Here is an 18,745-nt window from a genome sequence, read left to right as displayed (position 1 = left end):
CCGTCAGGCGAAGAAAATCTCCTTCGCATGCTGCGTGTCCATATATTCGCGCACTTCCTGCACGCGCCCGCCGCGCACCTCGACGAGAAAATGATAGTGCGGCGTGTACACCCGGCCATCGAGCAGTTCGGCGCGGCCCTCGGCCTCGACCGCGACATGATCGCCCTCGGCAATCATGCTTTTGGGCTCGATCCGCAGGCACCCGTCCTTGTAGATTTGCGTCGCGCCGGCGAGCAACGGCCCGAAACTCGCCTTGTCATAGCGCCCCGACATGCCGTCGAGCCGCCCCGATACCCACCAGCCGCCGTCGTCGGCCATCGCATCGAGGATCGCCGGGACATCGCCGCTCGAGAAAGTCTCGAAGAAGCGGCGCACCACTTCCTTGTTCGCGGCGAGGCCCGCCTCAGCCGTCATCGCTCGCCACGATGGGCTGGCGGCCGACGATCTCGAGGCCGAAGCCTTCGAGGGCGGCCATCTTGCGGTTGCTGGAGGTGAGCAGCGTCATGCGTCCGACGCCGACATCGCGCAGGATCTGCGCCCCGAAACCATAGTCGCGGTCGCTTGCACGCTCGGCATATTCGCGCCGCCCTCCGCCGACGCGGCGCGAGATCGACTGCGGATCGGGGTCCTGGATGAACACCGCGACCGCCGGGCCGTCATGCGCGGCGAGCTGCTTCAAGGCCGCCGGCACATAATCGGGATGGGCGTTGCGATAGCCGAGCAGATCGGCGGTGAGATCGAACTGGTGGACGCGCACGAGCGTGTCGCTGTCGGGCTTGATCGTGCCGCGGGTGAGCGCGACATGCTCGCCGCCGTCGACCTTGTCGCGATAGACATGGATGGTGAAATCGTCGCCATAATGGCTGACGAACGGCCCCGAGGCGACGCGCTCGACGAGCATTTCGGACTTGCGCCGGAAGGCGATGAGGTCGGCGATCGTGCCGATCTTCATGCCATGTTTTTCAGCAAAGGGAATGAGGTCGGCGAGGCGCGCCATCGAGCCGTCGTCGTTCATCACTTCGCAAATGACCGCCGCCGGGATGAGCCCCGCAAGATTGGAAATATCGACCGCCGCCTCGGTGTGGCCGGCGCGCACGAGCACGCCGCCGTCGCGCGCGACGAGCGGGAAGACATGGCCCGGCGAGACGATGTCGCGCTTCGGATCGCGCGAGTTGATCGCCACCGACACGGTGTGGGCGCGGTCATAGGCCGAGATGCCCGTCGTCACCCCTTCGCGCGCCTCGATCGAGACGGTGAAGGCGGTGCCATGGCCCGAGCGATTGTTCTGCGACATCTGCTCGAGTTCGAGGAAACGCGCGCGCTCGGCAGTGATGGTGAGGCAGATGAGGCCGCGGGCGTGCGTCGCCATCTGGTTGATACGGTCGGGCGTCGCAAATTGCGCGGGGATGATGATGTCGCCTTCATTCTCCCGGTCGTCGGCATCGACGAGGATGAAGGGCTTCCCGTTGCGGGCTTCGGCAATGATGTCCGCGATGGGCGATATCGCCGTCACCGGGTCATGCCTGGGTTTCGATACAGGCTGCAAGGTCATGATAGCCTCCGCGGAAAAAGAGCAACGGGGTGCCGGTGTCGCGCATCTCGAGCGCCTGCACGGCGCCGACAACGAGAAGATGGTCGCCGATCTCGGTCACCGACGCAATCGAGCATTCGATCCAGGCGAGCACATCGTCGAGGAGCGGCAGGCCGGCGGGCGTGGTGCCGCAATCGATCCCGGCGAACTTGTCCTCGCCCTTGGCGGCGAAGCGGCTCGAATGATGCTTCTGGTCGGCAGCGAGGATGTTGGCGCAGAAATGCCCGGTCGCTTCCATCTGGGGCCAGCTCGTCGACTTCTTGTCCGGAAAGAAGCCGACGAGCGGCGGATCGAGCGAGATCGAGGTGAAGCTTCCGACGACCATCGCGTGCCGTGCGCCGTCGTGCGTCGCAGTGACGACGCAGACGCCGGTCGGATAGCATCCAAGAACATTGCGAAAGTGGCGGGGATCGATCGGCGTGGTCATGGGTCGGTCCCTCAGCGCCCCGTCCAGACGGGCTTGCGCCGCTCGGCGCTGGCCACCTCGCCCTCGCGCTTGTCGGCCGTCGACGCATATTGCTCGATCGACTCGAAGCGGCTCATCAGCGCGACCTCGAGCGGATGCCCCAACCGCGCATTCGCGGCTTCCTTCGCGGCCTGGTTCGCGAGCGGCGATGCCGCCGTGACCTTTTCGGCCCATTTCTGCGCGGTGTCGGCGAGATCGGCGAAGGCGACGACTTCGTTCACGAGGCCGTAGCGTTCGGCGACGTCGGCCTTGATGCGGTCGCCGGTGAGGATCATCGCCATGCCGATGCGGTAAGGCAGCTGGCGCACGGCGCGGTGGACGACGCCGCACTCGCCGATGATGCCGACCTTTGTTTCGGGAAGTCCGAACTGCGCTGTATCGGCAGCGACAATGATATCGGCGCACATGGCAAGCTCGAAACCGCCGCCGACGCAGAAGCCCTGCACGGCGGCCACGAGCGGCTTCTTCAGCGTCACCATCGGACCGCCGATGCCGGTCAAGCCGCCGGCGAGCGCCATGCGCGACTTGCGTTCGGCACCGCGCGAGACATCCGCCCCGATGCAAAAGCCCTTCTCGCCTTCGGCCGAAAGGATCGCGCACCAGATGTTGGGATCCTCGTTGATCGCGGTCCATGCCTCGAACAGGAGGTCGTCCATTTCGGGGGTGATCGCGTTGAGCCCCTGCGGACGATTGAGCCGTACATGGGCGATATTGCCCGTTACCGAATATTCGACATCAGCCATCTTATTCCCCGTTTTCTTTTCTGATCGGTTTGAGCGGCGTCGTCGGCTCGCGCCGGTATTCCGCAATAAGGTCTTTCATCCCGATCTCGGCTGCGCGCGCCTTCACCGCCTTCACGGCGTCGGCCTGATGGAGCAGCGCATCCATGTCCGCGACATGGGCGGCTGCCTGGCGAAAGCCCTGCGCCTCGGCGGCGCGGTTGATCGAGAGTTTCTTGATGCGCAGCACCTCGGGCGGCGTCAGCGCGATCCGGTCGGCCAGCCCTTCGACCGAGGCGACAAGATCCTCGGCGGGAACCGCATGATTGGCCCAGCCCCATTCGACCGCGGTGCGCCCGTCGATCGAATTGCCCGGAACGAAGGACAATTCCTTCGCCCGCTTCGGGCCGACCAAGGTCGACCAGATGGGCGCGAGATAGCCGCCGCCGATCGGGATTGCGGGCTCGCCGATGCGGGCATCCTCCGCCACCACGGTGATGTCCGCAAAGACGCACATTTGCGTCGCGCCCGCGATGCAATAGCCATGGACCGCAGCGATCACCGGCTTGGGATGATCCCAGATGGCGATCCACCGGTCGAGATTGCGCTGGAGCCGGTCGCGATCTGCAATCGGGTCGAGGCTGGTGCCGCCGCCGAGCTTGCCGACCTGATCGAGGTCGAAGCCCGCGCAGAAGCCCTTGCCTTCGGCGCGAATGCCGATCACGGGGCCGCCATTGTCCTTGAGATATTCGAGCGCTTCGGAAAACTCCTCCAACATCGCCGCCGACAGCGCATTGGCGCGGTCAGGGCGATTGAGAACGATCCAGCTGATACTGCCGGCGTGATCGATCCGGATTTCGGTGAATCGATCGGTCGGCGATGTCACGCAACGCGCTCCGTCGGGTTCGCCGTCTTCACATGATAGTCGGTGCCCATCGTCGTCTTGAGGACGCGAACCTTGAACTTCCAGACGCCGTCCTCTTTCACGACCACGTCATGATATTGGCCGTAAAGGATGCCGTCGGGGCGGTCCTTGGCGTAGCGGTGGATGGCGAGCACGACCGCGCGGACGGTGGCTTCGGTATCGCTGACAAAATCGACGCAGATGTTCGAGACATGGTGACTGGTCGCCTTGAAGAAGGTGCCGATTCCATCAAGCGTCTTCTTATAGGCTTCAATCCCCGTCGCGCCAAAATTCGGCGCATAGTCGACGACGCAGTCGTCGGTGAACATCTCGGCCATCTTGTCCGGCATGTTCATGTCGAGATAATAGGCATAGTCGAACAGGATGCGTTCGATCGCCTGCGTCTCGACAAGGCGGCTCAATGTCTGTTCATTATTCACTAGCGGTCTTCCTACAGGTCTAAAAATGCCGGAGGGAACCGCAGCCCCCTCCGAGTTTGCCCAATTTTACCGGTATTTGAACGACAGGGTGGCGCCATAGGTCGCCGGCCGGCCCGCGTAGCGTGCGACGGTGTCGTAGTAGCTCGCGACGTTCGTCCAATAATATTCGTTGCCGACATTCTTGCCCCAGATCGAGAACTGCCAGCGGTCGTCCTGGCTCTTCACGCCTGCGCGAAGGTCGAGCAGTGTATAGTCGCCGATCTCGTAGCCCGGCGCGTTGCCGATGATCGCGGTCGTGCTGCTGCGATGAGTGAGATCGGCGCCGACGAAGGCCGCCATGCTGCTCGAGACCGGGAATTCATAGTTGAAGCCCGCGCCCACCGAATATTTCGGCGAGTAAGGGAAAGGCGCTCCCGAGAAGTCGTCGAACACGCCGGCGCCGCTGAAGCCCTGGAACTCCTTGATCTTCGAGTCGACGTAAACGAGGTTCGCATAGACGTTGAGCCCGTCGGTCGGCTGCGCGTTGAGTTCGACTTCGAAGCCCTTCACGTCCGAGGTCGGGATGTTCACGAGCGCATCGAGGACGCCGAACACGGGATCGAGAAGCTTCGAGCGGAGCTGCTTGTTCTTATAGTCGTAATAGAAGGCCGCAGCGTTCGCCTGGAGGCTGCCGTCGAGCAGGGTCGCCTTGACGCCGAGCTCGTAGGACAGGAGCGATTCCTGCTTCACGCCGGTAAGCTGCGCGGTGGTAGCGGCCGCCGACGACGGGAAGCTGCCCGCCTTGTAGCCCTTGGTCACGTTGGCGTAGAGCAAGGTGTCGCGGTTGGGTTTCCAGTCGAGACCCGCTTTGAACGAGATATTGTCCTCGTTGAGCGTGCCGGCGAACTCGCCCGGCAGATAGGTCGGCGCCGCGCCGTTGATCCCCGTCACATCGATCGTCAGACACTGATCGGAGTCGAAGGTCATGCCCGACGGCGGCAATCCGTTCTGCGCGCGGAGCAGGTCGCTGATGCCGGTGAAGATCACGCCATGCGGCTGGCCGGCAAGGCTGAAGAAGCAGGACGTCGCGCTGCGCTCGGACTTGGTATAGCGGATGCCGGCCTTCGCGGTGATCTGACCGAAGTCGATTTCGCCGTTTGCAAAGCCGGCGTAATTCTTGATCGTCTGCTGGCTCTGATAGCCCGAACGGGTAATGCCGAGCGCCGCGGCGACCGTCGAGTCCGGATAGGTCAGGATGTAATAATCGTCGCCCTTGTCGCGCGAATAGTTGCCGCCGATGACCCAGCGGAAGTCCGAGCTGCCCGAGTTGGCGAGACGCAGTTCCTGCGAGAAGGTGCGGACCTTGCCGGTGAACTCGGCGACGTCGAAATCCTGCAGCGTCACGCCGTCGCCGTCATAGGGCATGTCCTGATTATAATGGACATAGGAGGTCAGCGAGGTGAGCGTGACATTGTCGAAAATGTCGAGATCGATGCGGCCGACGGCCTGCCAGAACTTGTTGTTCGAGCTCGGGTTGATCGACTCGGTGAAGTCGGCCGCGCGCGGACGCTCGGGTGCCTTCGGGTAATTTTCGACCGCGGTCGGCACGCCCGGGATGTTCGGACGATAGAGGATATATTGCACGGCCTGCGGATCGCTCTTGTCGACCCAGCCATTGACGTTGAGCTGAACGCGCAGCGTTTCGGTCGGGTTGATGTCGACGAGCAGGCGCGCGGCATAGGTCTCGGTCTTGCCGGTCGTCGCGTCGTTCGTATAACCCTTCTGCCAGTCGCCCGAATGGATCGCCTTACCCGAAAGGCGAACGCCGATCTTGTCGGACAGCGGGCCGCTCACATAGGCTTCACCCTGGATCGTGTCGAAGCGGCCGTAGCTGATGCTGCCGCCGGCCTCGAAGCTGTCGGTCGGCTTGGCGGCGATATAGTTGATCGCACCGCCGGTCGCATTATTGCCGAACAAGGTGCCCTGCGGACCCTTCAGCACTTCGACACGCTCGAGGTCATAGGCCAAATTGTTGGTGAGCACCGGGAAGGCGAGCGGCGCTTCGTCGAGATAGACCGACACCGCGGGATAGGCGGCAAGCGTCGTTTCGTAGAAGCCGACGCCGCGCAGCGTATAGACCGGCGTGTTCGAGCCGCTGTTGGTGTAGGAGAGGCCCGGGACGGCATTGGCGAGATCGGCGAGGCTGTTGATCTGGCGGTCTTCGATCATCGAACCGCTGATCGCCTGCACCGTGACGCCGACGTCGTTGATGTTCTGCTCGCGCTTCTGCGCGGTCACGACGATCGCATTGTCGTCATAGCTCGTTTCTTCGGTGGGCGGGGGCGGCGTCGTCTGGGCGACGGCCGGGCTAGCCGCAGCGATGGCCATCAGCACGGCTCCGCTGCCAAGCAGCGTGGACCGGAAGCGCATTTTCTCCTGGGTCATCATGTCTCTCCTCCCAATATGCCGGCCGTGCTCTTCGGCGCGTCGGCGGTTCATTCTATATCAACAACTACGTTGACGATTTAGGCGCACGAAAGCGGGTCGTTGGTATTAAGCTCCGAAAATCAGGTCAGTTTACGTGGCAGATCCGATGGAGCGGGCTCGGCGCCCGGCCAACGAACATTGAGCGGCGTCGACAGCGAGCTGCCCGCCTGGTCCCAGGTGCCGACATGGATCGCGCGCATTTCGCGGCTCTCGATCTGCCAGCGATCGTCTATGCGGCGGTAGGCGTCGATATAGCGCACCGCGGCATAGACCGTGTCGTCTCCCATCCCGAGTTCGAGATGCGCGGCGATGAGGCCGGTGGCCCGGTCGTCGCCCTGGAATTCGATCTGGACATAATTGGGGGTGTGAACGGTCTGCTTCATGCCGGCACGGGCCGCGCGCAGAAATTCGATCACCTTGTCGCGGCCCGAACCACCGTCGAACCCCGACGCCACGAAGCGCGCGTCGGGTGCGAAGCAGGCGGCCATGGTGTCGTAGTCATCGTCGTCGGTCGCACGGAAATAGGCAATCACCAGGTCGTGCAATTCCGCACGATCCTCGAGCTTCCTGATCCGTTCTTCCAGCGTCGCCAAGACGACCCCCTCCATCTATTGTTATGGACTCTAGATAGCCGCTTGGAAGCGCCAGTCAACACTAAAGTTGACAGCTTTCGACGAAGCGTTAGGGTGCCTCGCATGACGAACCTCGAAGACCTGGAAGCCTTGGCTGTCGTAGCGTTAAATGGCGCTGCCGACGGCGCGCCGCTCGACGAACTTTCCACCGCGCTGATCCAGCTTGGATGCTGCGTTTCGGTCTGTTCGCTCGACCGCGCCGCGATCGATCAGAGCATCGAAAAGGCCTTCGCCGCCGGTGCCACATTCGAGCAGGTGCAGGAGGTGATCGCGCTCATTTCGGGACTCGGCGTGCACAGCCTGATGGTGAGTTCGGTCCCCGTTCTCGAGGCCGCGCGCCGGCACGGGCGAATCGAGACGACGATGGATGCCGAGCGCGTCGCCCTGTGGGATCGCTACGTCGGCGACGATCCGTTCTGGAAGGGGTTCGAGGCCGAGGTGCCGGGCTTCCTGCAATCGATGCTCATTCTCTCGCCCGACATTTTCGAGGGCTTCTTCACCTATTGCGCGATCCCGTGGAAGAGCGGCAAGGTCCGTGCCGTCACCAAGGAATTGATCGCGATGGCGAGCGACGCGACGCCCTCGCATCGCTTCGTCCCCGGCTTCAAGGTGCATCTGCGCAATGCGATCGCGCTCGGTGCGAGCAAGACGATGGTGCGCGAGACTTTGAGGATCGCTGCCCGGACCCCCAAGCACAGCGGCACGCCCTGATCAGGCAGCCTGTCCGCGCCAGGCGAGCGCGCCGCCGTCGATGAGATAGGCGGCGCCGGTGATGAAGGACGCATCGTCGCTCGCAAGAAACACCGCGAGTTTCGCGACTTCCTCGGGCTCGCCGAGCCGCGGCAGCAGATGCGCGCCGCGCAGGCTCGCCTCGACCGCGGCGCCATCGTCGGCGGCATCGATATAATTCTGGAGCATCGGGGTACGGATCGCGCCCGGGCAATAGCAGTTCACGCGGATGCCATATTTCGCAAGGTCGGTGGCGCTCGCCTTGGTGAGCATCGCGACCCCGCCCTTCGACGCGCAATAGGCGCCCGCCATCGGATAAGAGACGAGCGCGCCGGTCGAGGCGACATTCACGATCGCGGGTGCTTTCGATCCCTTCAGATAGGGCACCGCAAATTTGGTGCAGAGCCAGACCGCCTTGAGATTGATGTCGTGGACCATGTCCCACACCGCCTCGTCGAGATCCTCGATCGAGGTTTCCGAGGTCAGGTCGGTTTCGTGAACGGCGGCATTGGCGTGGACGACATCGATGCCGCCGAAGGTCGCGGCCGCCTGATCCATCAGCGCCTGGATCGACGCCGAATTGCGCAGGTCCACCGCGATGAATTTCGCGGTGCCGCCCTCGGCCTCGATCATCGCGACGGTCTCGTTGCCGCTATGGGCATTGATGTCGGCGACGACGACCTTCGCGCCCTCGCGCGCCATGGCGATCGCCGAGGCGCGGCCCATGCCCTGCCCGCTGCCGGTGACGACGCAGACGCGGCCCGCGAGCCGCGGCCCCATGCCACCGCCGGCGGTCAACGCACCGGCCATTCGAGCGGCACATTCTCGACCGCAGCGACGATGCCCGAGTGATAGACGGGGTTGGCGCCATCCTTGAGCTTGAAGTCGGGGATGCGCTTGATCCATTCCTGGAGCGTCACCGTCGCCTCGAGGCGCGCAAGATGCAGACCCGCGCAGCGGTGCGGACCGCCGCCGAAGGTCGAATGCTGCGGCGCGCGGCGATCCCAGTCGAGTTCCCAGGGATTGCTGTTGTCGGCCTCGTCGAGCCCGTGCAGCGCGGTGGGCAGCAGGATCATGTCGCCGCGCTTCAGTTCGACGCCGCGATAGACCTGGTCGACCGCGACCATGCGCGCTTCGGACACGACGGGGAAGCGGCGGAACAGTTCCTCGACGCCGCGGCGCAGCTTCAGATCGTCGTCCCTGATCTCGGCGACCTTCTCGGGGTGGCGCGCGAGATAGATCATGAAGAAGCTCAGGAAATTGACCACCGTATCGAGGCCGCCGAGCAGCAACAGCGAGATCAGGCCGAGCGCCTTTTCATGCTCGATCGGTTCGCCGTCGATCGTGCCATTGACCATGATCGAGATGAGGTCGTCGCCGGTCCCGCCGGTGCGGGCGCGGATGATCGGCTCGACATAGGCGAAGAAGCCATTGTTGCCGGCCTCGAGCGTCGCCGCCATCTCCTCGGGGGTGTTGCCGGCGGGGCGGGTCATGTCGACCGCGAACTTCGAGAGCTTGGGCACGTCGGACATCGGCAGGTCGGCGAGCGTCATGAAGACGACGACGGGGAAGATATTGGCATAGTCGCGCGCGAAGTCGCATTCGCCCTTGGCGACGAGCGGCTCGATCAGCTTGATCGCCGCTTCGCGCACCTGCTCCTCGACGTTGCGGATTTTCGCAAGCTTGAGGCCGGAATCGAGGAGCTTGCGGTACGGGGTGTGCTCGGGCGGATCCATCCGCGTCGGCACCATCTGATATTTCTCGCCCGCTTCCTTGGGGAGGAAGATGACCTCGCTCGAAAAGAGCGGCGGATTTTCATAGACTTCCTTGACGATATGACCGCGCGTCGCGATCCAGTGTCCGCCCGTCAGCGGGGTCCAGACGAGCTCGGGCATGTCGGGGGTCTGGAGTGCCTTCCAGGCTTCATGATAGCCCTCTTCGATGCCGTCGAGCGCATACATGTCGATCTCGCGCACGAGTTCGGCGGGGATATGGTCGGGCCGCGGGGCGCGAACGCGGTCGTCCTGGATACTCGAAGCCATTGATACTCTCCTGGTTCAGCTCTTTTCGGGGTCGATGATCGCCTTGATCACCTCCCCGGCCTTGGTCGCCTCGAGCGCCGCCACCGCTCCTTCGATCCCGAAACGGTGGGTCACGAGATCGGCGAGCGGCACATCGTTCTGCAGGCGCGCCGCGAGGTGGAGCGCCTGGTGATAATGTTTGGGCTTGGGGAAGGTCGCCCCGGCGATGGTGAGATTCTTCGTCGTCAGATCGCGCGGGCTGATCGGCTGCTCGCCGATCGCGCCCCAGAGACCGAGAATGATATAGCGACCATGATTGCCCGCGAGCGAAACGCCTTCGGGAAAAGCGGGCAGCACGCCTGCCGCCTCGACGACGACATTCGGCCCGTTCGCACCGCAGAGCTCGTAGATCTGGCGGCGGCGTTCCTCGGGGCTCGATTTCAGCGACACCGTCGCCGTCGCGCCGAGCGATTTCGCGACCGCGAGGCGGCTGTCATGCATGTCGATCGCAATGACCTCGCGCGCGCCCATTTGCGCGGCGACGAGGATCGCGGCGAGCCCGACGGGCCCCGCGCCCTGCACCACGACGGTCTCGCCGAGACGCACCGGGCCGCAGCGATCGAAGCCGCGCAGCGCGGTCGGAAGGGCGCAGCCGAGCGAGATCACCGCCTCGACCGAAGCCCCTTCGGGAAGCTTGAAGAAGGCAAGGCCGTTGGGGAGCCAGGCGTAGTCGGCATAGCTTCCCCAATTGGGCTTTTCGGCATGCTCGAAGAATTGCGAATTCTCGCACGGCGTCTCGTCGAGCACGGTGCAGCTGTGGCAGCGGTGGCAGAGCGCGATCGGCGCCCAATAGACGAGGTCGCCGACCTTCACCGTTTCGCCGGCATAATCGGTCGACACGCCGGGCCCGAGCTTCTCGACGCGCCCGACGCCTTCATGGCCGAGGATGATCGGAAAGGGCATCACCCCTGCCCCGCCGTCGGCGATATGGACATCGCTTCCGCAGACGCCGCCGGCGACGATGCGCACGAGCGCCCCGCCGGCCTCGGGATCGACGATCGGGACCTCCCAGGTCTCGATCCGGTTCGGCTCGACCAATACGCAGGCTTTGCCTGTGCTCATCTTATCTCTCCCGGCGCCGTGGAGCGGAGGGGCGCCTGCCCCCGGAGACGGGCTCAGATCGACATGCGCACTTTCGGGCAAACCTCGGTGGCCAGGCGGCGGATCGACTCTTCCCAGGGCTTGGGATCGTCGAGGCTGTCATGCTGGTTGGCCACGATCTGGCCCCAGCCGCCGCATTTGTCGGCGAGGATTTCAAGCTTCTCGATCACCGTTTCGGGCGAGCCGCAGAGCACGACATGCTCGGCGAGGAAATCCTCGTCGATATTGTCGGGAGTGATGTCGACGCCGCTATCCTCGATGATGCCGTTGAACAGGCCGAACTTGACGTAGATTTCCTTCAGATATTCCTTCCACGTCCGCATCATGCCGCTCTTGAGGAAGAGCCGTTTCGCCTCGGCATCGGTATCGGCGATGAACACGTCGCGGCAGACGCGGAAGCGCTTGCGGTCGGGGGTGAAGCCATTGGCCTCCATCGCGCGGGCCCAGGTGTCCCAATGCGCCTTCATCTGCGGCGTGCCGCCGAAGAAGGAAATCGGGCTGTAGTTGCGCGAGCCTGCGAACTCCATCGACTTGCTGTTCATCGACAGCGCGGTCACCGCGATCTCGAGATTGTCGCGCCCGCCATAGGGATTGTTGTCGGCGATGATCACGTCATATTCGGGCATGGTGTCGGGGCCCGGGAAACCGGCCTGGAACCATTCGCCCTTCTCCTTGAAGGGCTTTTGTTCCCACACGCGCTCCATCAGGCGCAGCGCCTCGAGCTGGCGCGGCGGCAGCGGGCCGATACCGTCGAAGCCGTGGAGAATGGCGTCGGTGTGGTGGCCGCCCGGCGCGACGCCGAGGAAGTAGCGGCCTTCCATCACCTGGCTGAGCCAGCCGATGCGGATCGCGAGGGTCGCCGGGTCGTGATAGGGGAGGAGATGCGCCATCGGCGCGAAGCGGATATTCTTGGTCGTCTGCGCGCAGGCCGCGATCACCGCCTCGGGCATCGGGATATTCTCCCAGCCGAGCGTATAATGTTCGCCGATCATGAAATCGGCATAGCCTGCTTCGTCGGCAATCCGCGCGATATCGAGCGCCCAGTCGAACACCTGGCGCGGCGTCCGGCTCGGCGGATTGTAGGGGGTCATGAAGATCCCGCACTGCATCGACATTCTCTCTCTCCTCAAATTCTGTTTTTTGCTTGTGCGGCGATCAGGTCCAGGTGCCGTCGGCGTCCTTGGTCGAGAAGCGCGGCGCGACCTTGGCGATAAACTGCTCAAGCTCTTCCTGGTTCGCCTCGGGTTCGAGATGGCCCTGGCCGAACATCAGGAACAGTTCGTCGAAGCCGAGCTTGTCATGCGCCTTGCCGATCTTGTCGGCAATCTCGTCGGCGGTGCCGATGAGGACGTTGGGCGGGCGCTGGCCGAGCGGAATGAACCATTCGTCCCAGAACCACATATGCTCGGCCATGAGCTCGGCGGCGCGGTCCTTGCTGTCGGTGAGCATCAGGAAGCCGCCCCATGCCGAGGCCTGGGTGTTGGTGACCTCGCGGCCGACCTTCGCGGCCGAGGCGATGTAGCGGTTGTTCAGCATTTCGCAGAATTCGATATTGTCCGAGAGGACGATCAGCTTGCCGCCTTCCTCGGCCCAGAAGTCGATCGTGCGGCCCGAGGCGGCGAAGCCGCCGTAGATCGGGGGGTGCGGATCCTGGTAGCAGCGCGGCGCGATGCCGATCTGGCGAACGATGCCATTCTCGTCCTGGCCCTTGCCATATTTGGCGTAGGCGGGGTGGCCGCCCGAGCCGCCCTCCGGCGGGAACTGCCAATTTTCGCCCTTGTGGTCGAACACATCGTTCGTCCAGGCCTTCTTCACGACGCGCACGCCCTCCTCGAAGAGCGAACGGTTGCGGGCGTCCTGCTGGTCGCGCGCCTTCACATTGTCGGGGGTGGTGGCGCCGACGCCTTCCTTGATGCCATAGGCATCGACCCAGCGCGCATGATAGCCGCGCGTGAAGCCGCAATAGAGGCGGCCCTGGAGCATATGGTCGAGAGTCGCGATTTCCTCGGCGACGCGGACCGGATTGTGGGTGGTCATGGTGTAACCCATGATCCCCGCCTTCAGGCGCTTCGAGTGCTGGCCGACGAACTGGCTGAACATGCCCGGATGGTTGTTCGCCTCGAAGCCCTCGATCTGCAGGTGATGCTCGGGCTGGCAATAGCCATAATAGCCGAGCTCGTCGGCGAGCTTCACATAGCCGCGCACCTCTTCGAGAAAGCGCTGATACAGCTCGGGACGCTGGCCCGCCATGCCCTGTTCGATCTCCTTGCGACGACCGACCACGCCTGTTTGCATCAGGTGAAACTTCATCTTCCGGCTCCTCCGCCCAATCAATTCTTGTTTATCAACACATGCGTTGATAGATAGGGGGCACCCCCCTTGTCAATGACCATTTGTAGGCGGCAAGGTGGGCGACACAAAAGACCGGGAAACAACGCGCAGGCGCGAAGGCGACCCCCGCGCACAGGAGAGGATGACGAATGACGGCGTTCACGCAATGGACCGAAGTGGCACCGATTGCCGACTTGCTGATTCGCGGCGCGGCCCGCCATCCCGATCGCAAGGTGATCGCCTTCCCCGACGCATCGCTGACCTATGGCGAGCTGCTCGGCCGCGCGGCCGACGTCGCTCGCGGGCTCGCGGGACTCGGGATCACGCCGCGCTCGCATGTCGGTCTCCTTTGCAACAATGGCCCCGAGATGGTCGCGGGCTTCTTCGGCATCCTGCTCGCCAATTGTGTCGCTGTGCCGCTCAATGCGCGCCACAAGGCGCATGAGCTGCAATATATTATCGCCAACGCCGATCTCTGCGCGATCCTGACGGCCGCGGCGGACACCAGCTATCTCGATTTCCGCGAGGTGCTGGCCACCGCCCTCCCCTCGGTCGGCGCGGCGGCCGATGCGCAGGCGCTCCATCTCGAAGAAGCGCCGCTGCTCCGCCACCTCATCCTCCTGTCGGGCGACAAGCAGGCGGGCTTCCTCGGCGCCGCCGATCTCGCGGCCGCCGCTGAGCCGGTGAGCGAGGCCGAGATCGACCATCGCCGCCGCTCGACGCGGATCTGCGACAATGCGGTGATCATCTATACCTCGGGCACCACCGCCAATCCCAAGGGCTGCATGCTCTCGCACGAGTCGATGACCCGGGGTCCGGTGTTCCGTGCCCAGAACCGCTTCCGCTCGGCCGACCATGAAGTGACATGGGGCGGCGGCCCGCTCTTCCACATCGGATCGCTGGCGCCCTTCATCGGCTCGGTCGGCTGCGCCGGCACCTATATCACCGACGTCTTCTTCGATCCCGGCCGCGCGCTGAAGCTGATGGAACGCGAAGGCGTCACCGCGGCCTGGCCGTGGTTCCCGGCGATCCTGCAGCCACTCTTCGACCATCCCGAGTTCGATCCCGCGAAGCTCGACAAATTGCGCTCGGTGCTGCTGATCGGCCCCGAGAGCCTCGTCGAGCGGGCGATGACCTTGCTGCCGCAGACCGAGTTCATGCAGGCGTGCGGGATGACCGAGACCGCTGGCATCTTCGCGCTGATGGATGAAGGCGAGTCGCGTTTCAATCGCGCCAACTGCCAGGGCAAGGCGGTCCCCGGCGTCGAGGTCCGGATCGTCGATCCCGAGACGGGCGAAGATCTCCCGCCCGATTCGGTCGGCGAGATTCTGGTGCGCGGCTATTGCGTGATGTCGGGCTATTATCGCGACCCGGTGAAGACCGCCGAGGCGCTCGACGAGGATGGCTGGCTCCACACCGGCGATCTCTACAAAAGGTGCGGCGAAGGCCGGCTGACGTTCAACGGCCGCGCCAAGGATATGCTCAAAGTGGGCGGCGAGAATGTCGCGGCGATCGAGGTCGAGGCCTATCTCGCAAGCCATCCCGCGGTGCGGATCGCCGAGGTGGTGGGTAAACCCGACCCGCGCCTCGACGAGGTGCCGGTGGCCTTCGTCGAATTGCGCCCCGGCATGACCGCCGGTGCCGACGAGCTGATCGACTTCTGCAAGGGCAAGATCGCGAGCTACAAGGTACCGCGCGCGGTCTATTTCATGACCGCCGAGGAGTGGCCGATGTCGGCGACGAAGGTCAACAAGCGGGCGCTGCGCGAGCGGCTCTGATCAGGACAGGCGGGCTCAGGCCTTTTTCGCGTCGAGCCCGCCGAAGAAAATCTTGCAGAAGCTGTCGGCGATTTCCTCGGCCGAGTGCGGCCCGCCCGGCTGATACCAGCGGTGGGTCCAGTTGAGCATTCCGAAGATCGCGTTCGCCGCGATCGACACGGCGATGTCGTCGCGCAGCTCGCCCTTCTTCATCAGCTCCGAAATGAGACTCAGCACGATCCGCTCATAGGTCCGCGTCTGGGTGATGATCTGCTGCGCCCAGTCGCTCTTCTCGCTCGCGATGCGCTCCATCTCTTCCTGGATGTAGACATACATGTGCGGATAATAACGGTCGTAGGCGAGCATCAGCTGGATGATCACGGCGCGCAGCCGGTCCTTGGCATCGCGGCTGAGGTCCGCAGCGATGCGTTCGCATTCGGCGATATTGGCGTCGACGCTGAGGCGGACGCACTCGCGGAACAACTCCTCCTTGCTGCCGAAATAATAATAGACCGTCGCGCGGTCCATGCCGGCCTTGTGGCCGATCTCGGCGAGGGTGGTGGCGCGAAAGCCATTGGCCTTGAACTGGCGGCCCGCGATCTCGACCAGTTCCTCGCGCTTCGCCATATAGTCGCTATTGCCGTCGACGAGAGCCGACTTGCGGCGACGCGAGATATTACTCGCTGGTGCTTTTGTCATAAGTCTTGCCTAGCTGAACGCCCACAGCCGATCCAAACAGCTTGGGCGGACGTTCGTCAACTGGAACTAGGCTGGTCCGACACCGGTTGCCGTCGCAGCGCGGTGCCGGGCAAGCCGGCGAATATGACAGCGATCGACTTCCTCTCGACCGGGCGCGACAAGTGCGGTAAAGGGTCGCCTCGCGCTGTCCTCACCCGATCATGCGGCGGGGAATATGATTTGTCAACGCTAACGTTGACTGGCCCGCGCGGCCGCCCCGCCACCACTCCCAAGCTGCCTCCGCACGGACTGTCTACCCGGCTGCGGGCCAGTCCTTCGCCGCGCCGAGCGCCGCGCGGATCGCATCGCTGTGCGCGCCGAGCGCCGGCGGCGCAGCGCGCACGCCCGCGCCGGCGCGGTCGATCGGGAGCCGGAGCTGGCTGAGCGGCGCCGTACCGGTCTCGCCGGGGAGATCGACGAATAGCCCCCGTTCGCTCACCTCGGGAAGCGCGATCGCCTCGCCGACGCCGTTGACCCGCCCGCACGAGATGCCGGCCTCGCCCAATATGTCGAGCCATTCGGCGACGCTCCGCCCGGCAATGCGCGCCGCGATCAGCGCATCGAGGTCGGTGCGGTTGGCAATGCGGTCGGGGATGGTCGCAAAGCGCGCTTCCTCGCCGAGCGGCGGCAGGCCGAGCGCGGCGCACAGCCGCGGGAACTGCGGCTCGCTCGCCGTCGCGATCATCAGCTCGCCGTCTGAAGCGCGAAAGACGCCATAGGGCGCGGCGCTGGGCGCGCCGGAGCCCAGCTTCTCGGGCTCGTTCCCGGTCGCAAGATAACCGAGCAGCTGGTGGTTCATGAGGTTGAAGGCGGTGTCGATCAGCGCCGGGCGGACATGCTCGCCGCCGCCGCCCGCGGCGCGGCGCGCGAGCGCCGCCATCATGCCCATTGCCGCCCACATGCCGGTCCCGAGGTCGAGCACCGAGGGCGCAATGCGCACCGTCGGATCGCCCGCGCTCCCGGTGAAGCTCATGAGCCCGCTGACCGCCTGGACGAGCGCATCATAGCCGGGCATCCGGCTGCCCACCGGCCCGTCGCCGAAGGCCGATACCGAGCAGAGGATGATGTCGGGATTGCGGCTGCGGAACGCCTCATAGGTGAAGCCGAGCTTCTCGCCGACGCCGGGCGGAAAGCTCTCGACGACGACATCGGCGTTCGCGGCAAGATCGAGCAGCAGCGCCCGGTCGGCGGGATCGCGAAGGTCGAGGAGCAGGCTGCGCTTGTTGCGGTTGACCGCGAGGAAGACCGTCGCGGTGCCGTCATGCGTCGGCGGCAGGCCGCGCGTATCGTCGCCCGCGGGGGACCGCTCGACCTTGATCACGTCGGCGCCCATGTCGCCGAGGATCATCGCCGAGAAGGGCCCGGCGATGTTGGTCGCAAGGTCGAGGACACGAAGCCCCTTGTAGGTCTCGTCGAACCTCATGAGGCGCGCCGCTGCACACGGTCGTCGGTCCAGAGCTTGTCGAGCACCTGGCGAACCTCGACCCCCGTCACCCCGTCGAGCGGGGTCAGCGCATCGGCGATGAAGCGCGTCATCGACATATAATGGACGCAGCCCGTGTCGGTCAGGCAGAGCGCGACCGAGACCTTGCCGTCGGCCGAAATCGTGACATCGTCGATCAGGCCCATTTCGACGATGGTCATCGGGCTCTGCATCGAGATGCTGCACGGCTCGGGTATCTCGCCGAGCCGCGCCATGATGTCGCGCAGGAGATGGCCATGGTCGCTCATTCGCGCAGCAGACTCCAGGGCTGCGGTACGCCTTCGGCGCGGATCGCAGAAAATTCGTCGGCCGCGATGCGCGGCAGCAGCGCGTCGACATCGAAATCGTGCAGCTTCGCCGAATTGAGCCCCATGATATTGTCGCGGTCTTGCTGCGTCAGCTGGCGGATGCCGAACTCGGCGACATGCTCGGGCGCGAATTCGAAGCCGCGAAAGGCCTCGATCAGCGGCAGCGGATGCGCGAGATTGTTGCCGCTCGCGAAGAGCAGGCGCTCGGAGCCGACCTCGGTGATGAGGCGGCCGAGGATCTTGGCGAACACGCGCGGCTTCACGAGGATGTAGGAGAAAACCGTCTCGAGCGTCAGATAGAGATTGGGGTGGCGCTGGAGCAGCGCGATCGTCTCGTCGAGGAAGGCGGCGCCGCCATGCACCATCTCGAAACGGATGTCGGGGAAGCGCGACAGCGGCGAGGCGAAATCGTCGATGCCGAACGCCTCGCGCGGCGCGGGTTCGAGCCACAGCGCCTTGTGGACCGCGACGCGGTTGATCCCCGCCTTTTGGATATATTCGAGAAAGGGCGTCGCCCAATCCTCGCCGTCGAGCCGCCAGCCCTGGCCGATATTGTCGTAGAAGAAGGCGGGATAGAGCTTGACCCCGTCGATGCCATATTCGTCGATCTGGCGCCTGATCTCGTCGATCGCGCTCGCAACGATCGGCGTGCCGACGGTCCCGTACATCTTGACCCGGTCGGGATAGGCATTGCGAAAGGCGACGCATTTCTCGGGCAAGGTGATCGGGCCGAGCCCGAAGCCGAGGTTGGGGAGCGAGTGCAGCACCGCAAAATCGGCCGGGCTCTCGGCGAATTCGGCGCGCCCGATCACGTCGAAGCTCAGGTCGCGATAAAATTCGTCGGGCTGCAGGACGAAATGGCTGTTCGCCTCGTCGAACGACAATTTGTGCGACGCATAGACCGCCTCGACCTGCGGCATCGCCGCCGGGTTCTGGTTCTCGGGCGACATGTTCCAGGGATGCACGACGGCATCGATGATAAGCTGGCCGTCAAGCACC

Annotated in this window: 19 protein-coding genes; 2 read left to right on the top strand and 17 right to left on the bottom strand. The window is 64.4% G+C overall.

The window, feature by feature from the left end; translation table 11 throughout:
• Nucleotides 1–3 precede the first annotated feature (3 nt).
• From L0963_RS17220 to L0963_RS17185, 8 genes are all read right to left on the bottom strand, one after another.
• Complete coding sequence (locus L0963_RS17220) at nucleotides 4–414, bottom strand: nuclear transport factor 2 family protein (RefSeq protein ID WP_234180793.1); 411 nt, start codon at nucleotides 412–414, stop codon at nucleotides 4–6.
• Entirely contained in the window at nucleotides 404–1,552 is a 1,149-nt protein-coding gene (gene ribB, locus L0963_RS17215) for a 3,4-dihydroxy-2-butanone-4-phosphate synthase (protein WP_067185449.1), read from the bottom strand. The genes L0963_RS17220 and ribB overlap by 11 nt, the downstream gene beginning before the upstream one ends.
• Complete coding sequence (locus L0963_RS17210; RefSeq protein WP_234180792.1) at nucleotides 1,518–2,018, bottom strand: flavin reductase family protein; 501 nt, start codon at nucleotides 2,016–2,018, stop codon at nucleotides 1,518–1,520. Before L0963_RS17210 ends, ribB begins: the two co-directional genes overlap by 35 nt.
• An 11-nt stretch (nucleotides 2,019–2,029) precedes the next feature.
• Nucleotides 2,030–2,800: an enoyl-CoA hydratase/isomerase family protein gene (locus L0963_RS17205; RefSeq protein WP_234180790.1), complete on the bottom strand. Its 771-nt coding sequence runs from the start codon at nucleotides 2,798–2,800 to the stop codon at nucleotides 2,030–2,032.
• A 1-nt stretch (nucleotide 2,801) separates the two neighbouring features.
• Nucleotides 2,802–3,662, bottom strand: a complete 861-nt coding sequence (locus L0963_RS17200) for an enoyl-CoA hydratase-related protein (protein WP_067185454.1) — start codon at nucleotides 3,660–3,662, stop codon at nucleotides 2,802–2,804.
• Complete coding sequence (locus L0963_RS17195; RefSeq protein WP_234180788.1) at nucleotides 3,659–4,102, bottom strand: nuclear transport factor 2 family protein; 444 nt, start codon at nucleotides 4,100–4,102, stop codon at nucleotides 3,659–3,661. Before L0963_RS17195 ends, L0963_RS17200 begins: the two co-directional genes overlap by 4 nt.
• 84 nt (nucleotides 4,103–4,186) lie before the next feature.
• Nucleotides 4,187–6,544, bottom strand: coding sequence for a TonB-dependent receptor (locus L0963_RS17190; RefSeq protein ID WP_234180786.1), 2,358 nt, complete (start codon nucleotides 6,542–6,544; stop codon nucleotides 4,187–4,189).
• Nucleotides 6,545–6,666: 122 nt separating this feature from the next.
• Nucleotides 6,667–7,179 carry a nuclear transport factor 2 family protein gene (locus L0963_RS17185; protein ID WP_234180784.1) on the bottom strand — a complete coding sequence of 171 codons (513 nt, stop codon included), beginning with the start codon at nucleotides 7,177–7,179 and terminating at the stop codon, nucleotides 6,667–6,669.
• A gap of 102 nt (nucleotides 7,180–7,281) precedes the next feature.
• Here L0963_RS17185 and L0963_RS17180 point away from each other — a divergent pair, with 102 nt between their 5' ends.
• Nucleotides 7,282–7,929: a carboxymuconolactone decarboxylase family protein gene (locus tag L0963_RS17180; protein WP_067185460.1), complete on the top strand. Its 648-nt coding sequence runs from the start codon at nucleotides 7,282–7,284 to the stop codon at nucleotides 7,927–7,929.
• Here the strand turns inward: L0963_RS17180 and L0963_RS17175 are convergent, their stop codons facing one another.
• From L0963_RS17175 to L0963_RS17155, 5 genes are read right to left on the bottom strand one after another with little or no spacing between them, the layout of a single operon-like run.
• Complete coding sequence (locus tag L0963_RS17175; RefSeq protein WP_234180782.1) at nucleotides 7,930–8,757, bottom strand: SDR family NAD(P)-dependent oxidoreductase; 828 nt, start codon at nucleotides 8,755–8,757, stop codon at nucleotides 7,930–7,932.
• Complete coding sequence (locus tag L0963_RS17170) at nucleotides 8,742–9,989, bottom strand: cytochrome P450 (RefSeq protein ID WP_067185461.1); 1,248 nt, start codon at nucleotides 9,987–9,989, stop codon at nucleotides 8,742–8,744. The genes L0963_RS17175 and L0963_RS17170 overlap by 16 nt, the downstream gene beginning before the upstream one ends.
• 15 nt (nucleotides 9,990–10,004) lie before the next feature.
• The gene (locus tag L0963_RS17165) at nucleotides 10,005–11,090 is read right to left on the bottom strand and encodes a zinc-binding dehydrogenase (protein WP_067185463.1); all 1,086 of its coding nucleotides are present in this window, start codon (nucleotides 11,088–11,090) and stop codon (nucleotides 10,005–10,007) included.
• Nucleotides 11,091–11,143: 53 nt separating this feature from the next.
• Nucleotides 11,144–12,244, bottom strand: a complete 1,101-nt coding sequence (locus L0963_RS17160; RefSeq protein ID WP_234180780.1) for an LLM class flavin-dependent oxidoreductase — start codon at nucleotides 12,242–12,244, stop codon at nucleotides 11,144–11,146.
• 40 nt (nucleotides 12,245–12,284) lie between these two features.
• Nucleotides 12,285–13,439 carry an LLM class flavin-dependent oxidoreductase gene (locus tag L0963_RS17155; RefSeq protein ID WP_067185465.1) on the bottom strand — a complete coding sequence of 385 codons (1,155 nt, stop codon included), beginning with the start codon at nucleotides 13,437–13,439 and terminating at the stop codon, nucleotides 12,285–12,287.
• Between the two features lie 170 nt (nucleotides 13,440–13,609).
• Here L0963_RS17155 and L0963_RS17150 point away from each other — a divergent pair, with 170 nt between their 5' ends.
• Nucleotides 13,610–15,238: a class I adenylate-forming enzyme family protein gene (locus tag L0963_RS17150; RefSeq protein WP_067185467.1), complete on the top strand. Its 1,629-nt coding sequence runs from the start codon at nucleotides 13,610–13,612 to the stop codon at nucleotides 15,236–15,238.
• 15 nt (nucleotides 15,239–15,253) lie between these two features.
• Here L0963_RS17150 and L0963_RS17145 read toward each other — a convergent pair whose 3' ends face one another.
• The 4 genes from L0963_RS17145 to L0963_RS17130 form a co-directional block, all read right to left on the bottom strand.
• Entirely contained in the window at nucleotides 15,254–15,916 is a 663-nt protein-coding gene (locus L0963_RS17145; protein WP_067185469.1) for a TetR/AcrR family transcriptional regulator, read from the bottom strand.
• Nucleotides 15,917–16,208: 292 nt separating this feature from the next.
• Complete coding sequence (locus L0963_RS17140) at nucleotides 16,209–17,378, bottom strand: CaiB/BaiF CoA transferase family protein (RefSeq protein WP_234180778.1); 1,170 nt, start codon at nucleotides 17,376–17,378, stop codon at nucleotides 16,209–16,211.
• Entirely contained in the window at nucleotides 17,375–17,686 is a 312-nt protein-coding gene (locus L0963_RS17135) for a metal-sulfur cluster assembly factor (RefSeq protein WP_067185473.1), read from the bottom strand. The genes L0963_RS17140 and L0963_RS17135 overlap by 4 nt, the downstream gene beginning before the upstream one ends.
• A complete protein-coding gene (locus tag L0963_RS17130; protein WP_234180775.1) occupies nucleotides 17,683–18,744 on the bottom strand; it encodes an amidohydrolase family protein in 1,062 nt (353 codons plus the stop codon). The genes L0963_RS17135 and L0963_RS17130 overlap by 4 nt, the downstream gene beginning before the upstream one ends.
• Between the last annotated feature and the right edge of the window lies 1 nt (nucleotide 18,745).

The sequence above is a fragment of the Sphingopyxis sp. NFH-91 genome (genome assembly GCF_021401285.1).
Classification (GTDB): domain Bacteria; phylum Pseudomonadota; class Alphaproteobacteria; order Sphingomonadales; family Sphingomonadaceae; genus Sphingopyxis; species Sphingopyxis terrae_A.
The sequence above is the reverse complement of the archived record's forward strand: the minus strand, read 5'-3'. Positions and strand labels throughout refer to the sequence as shown.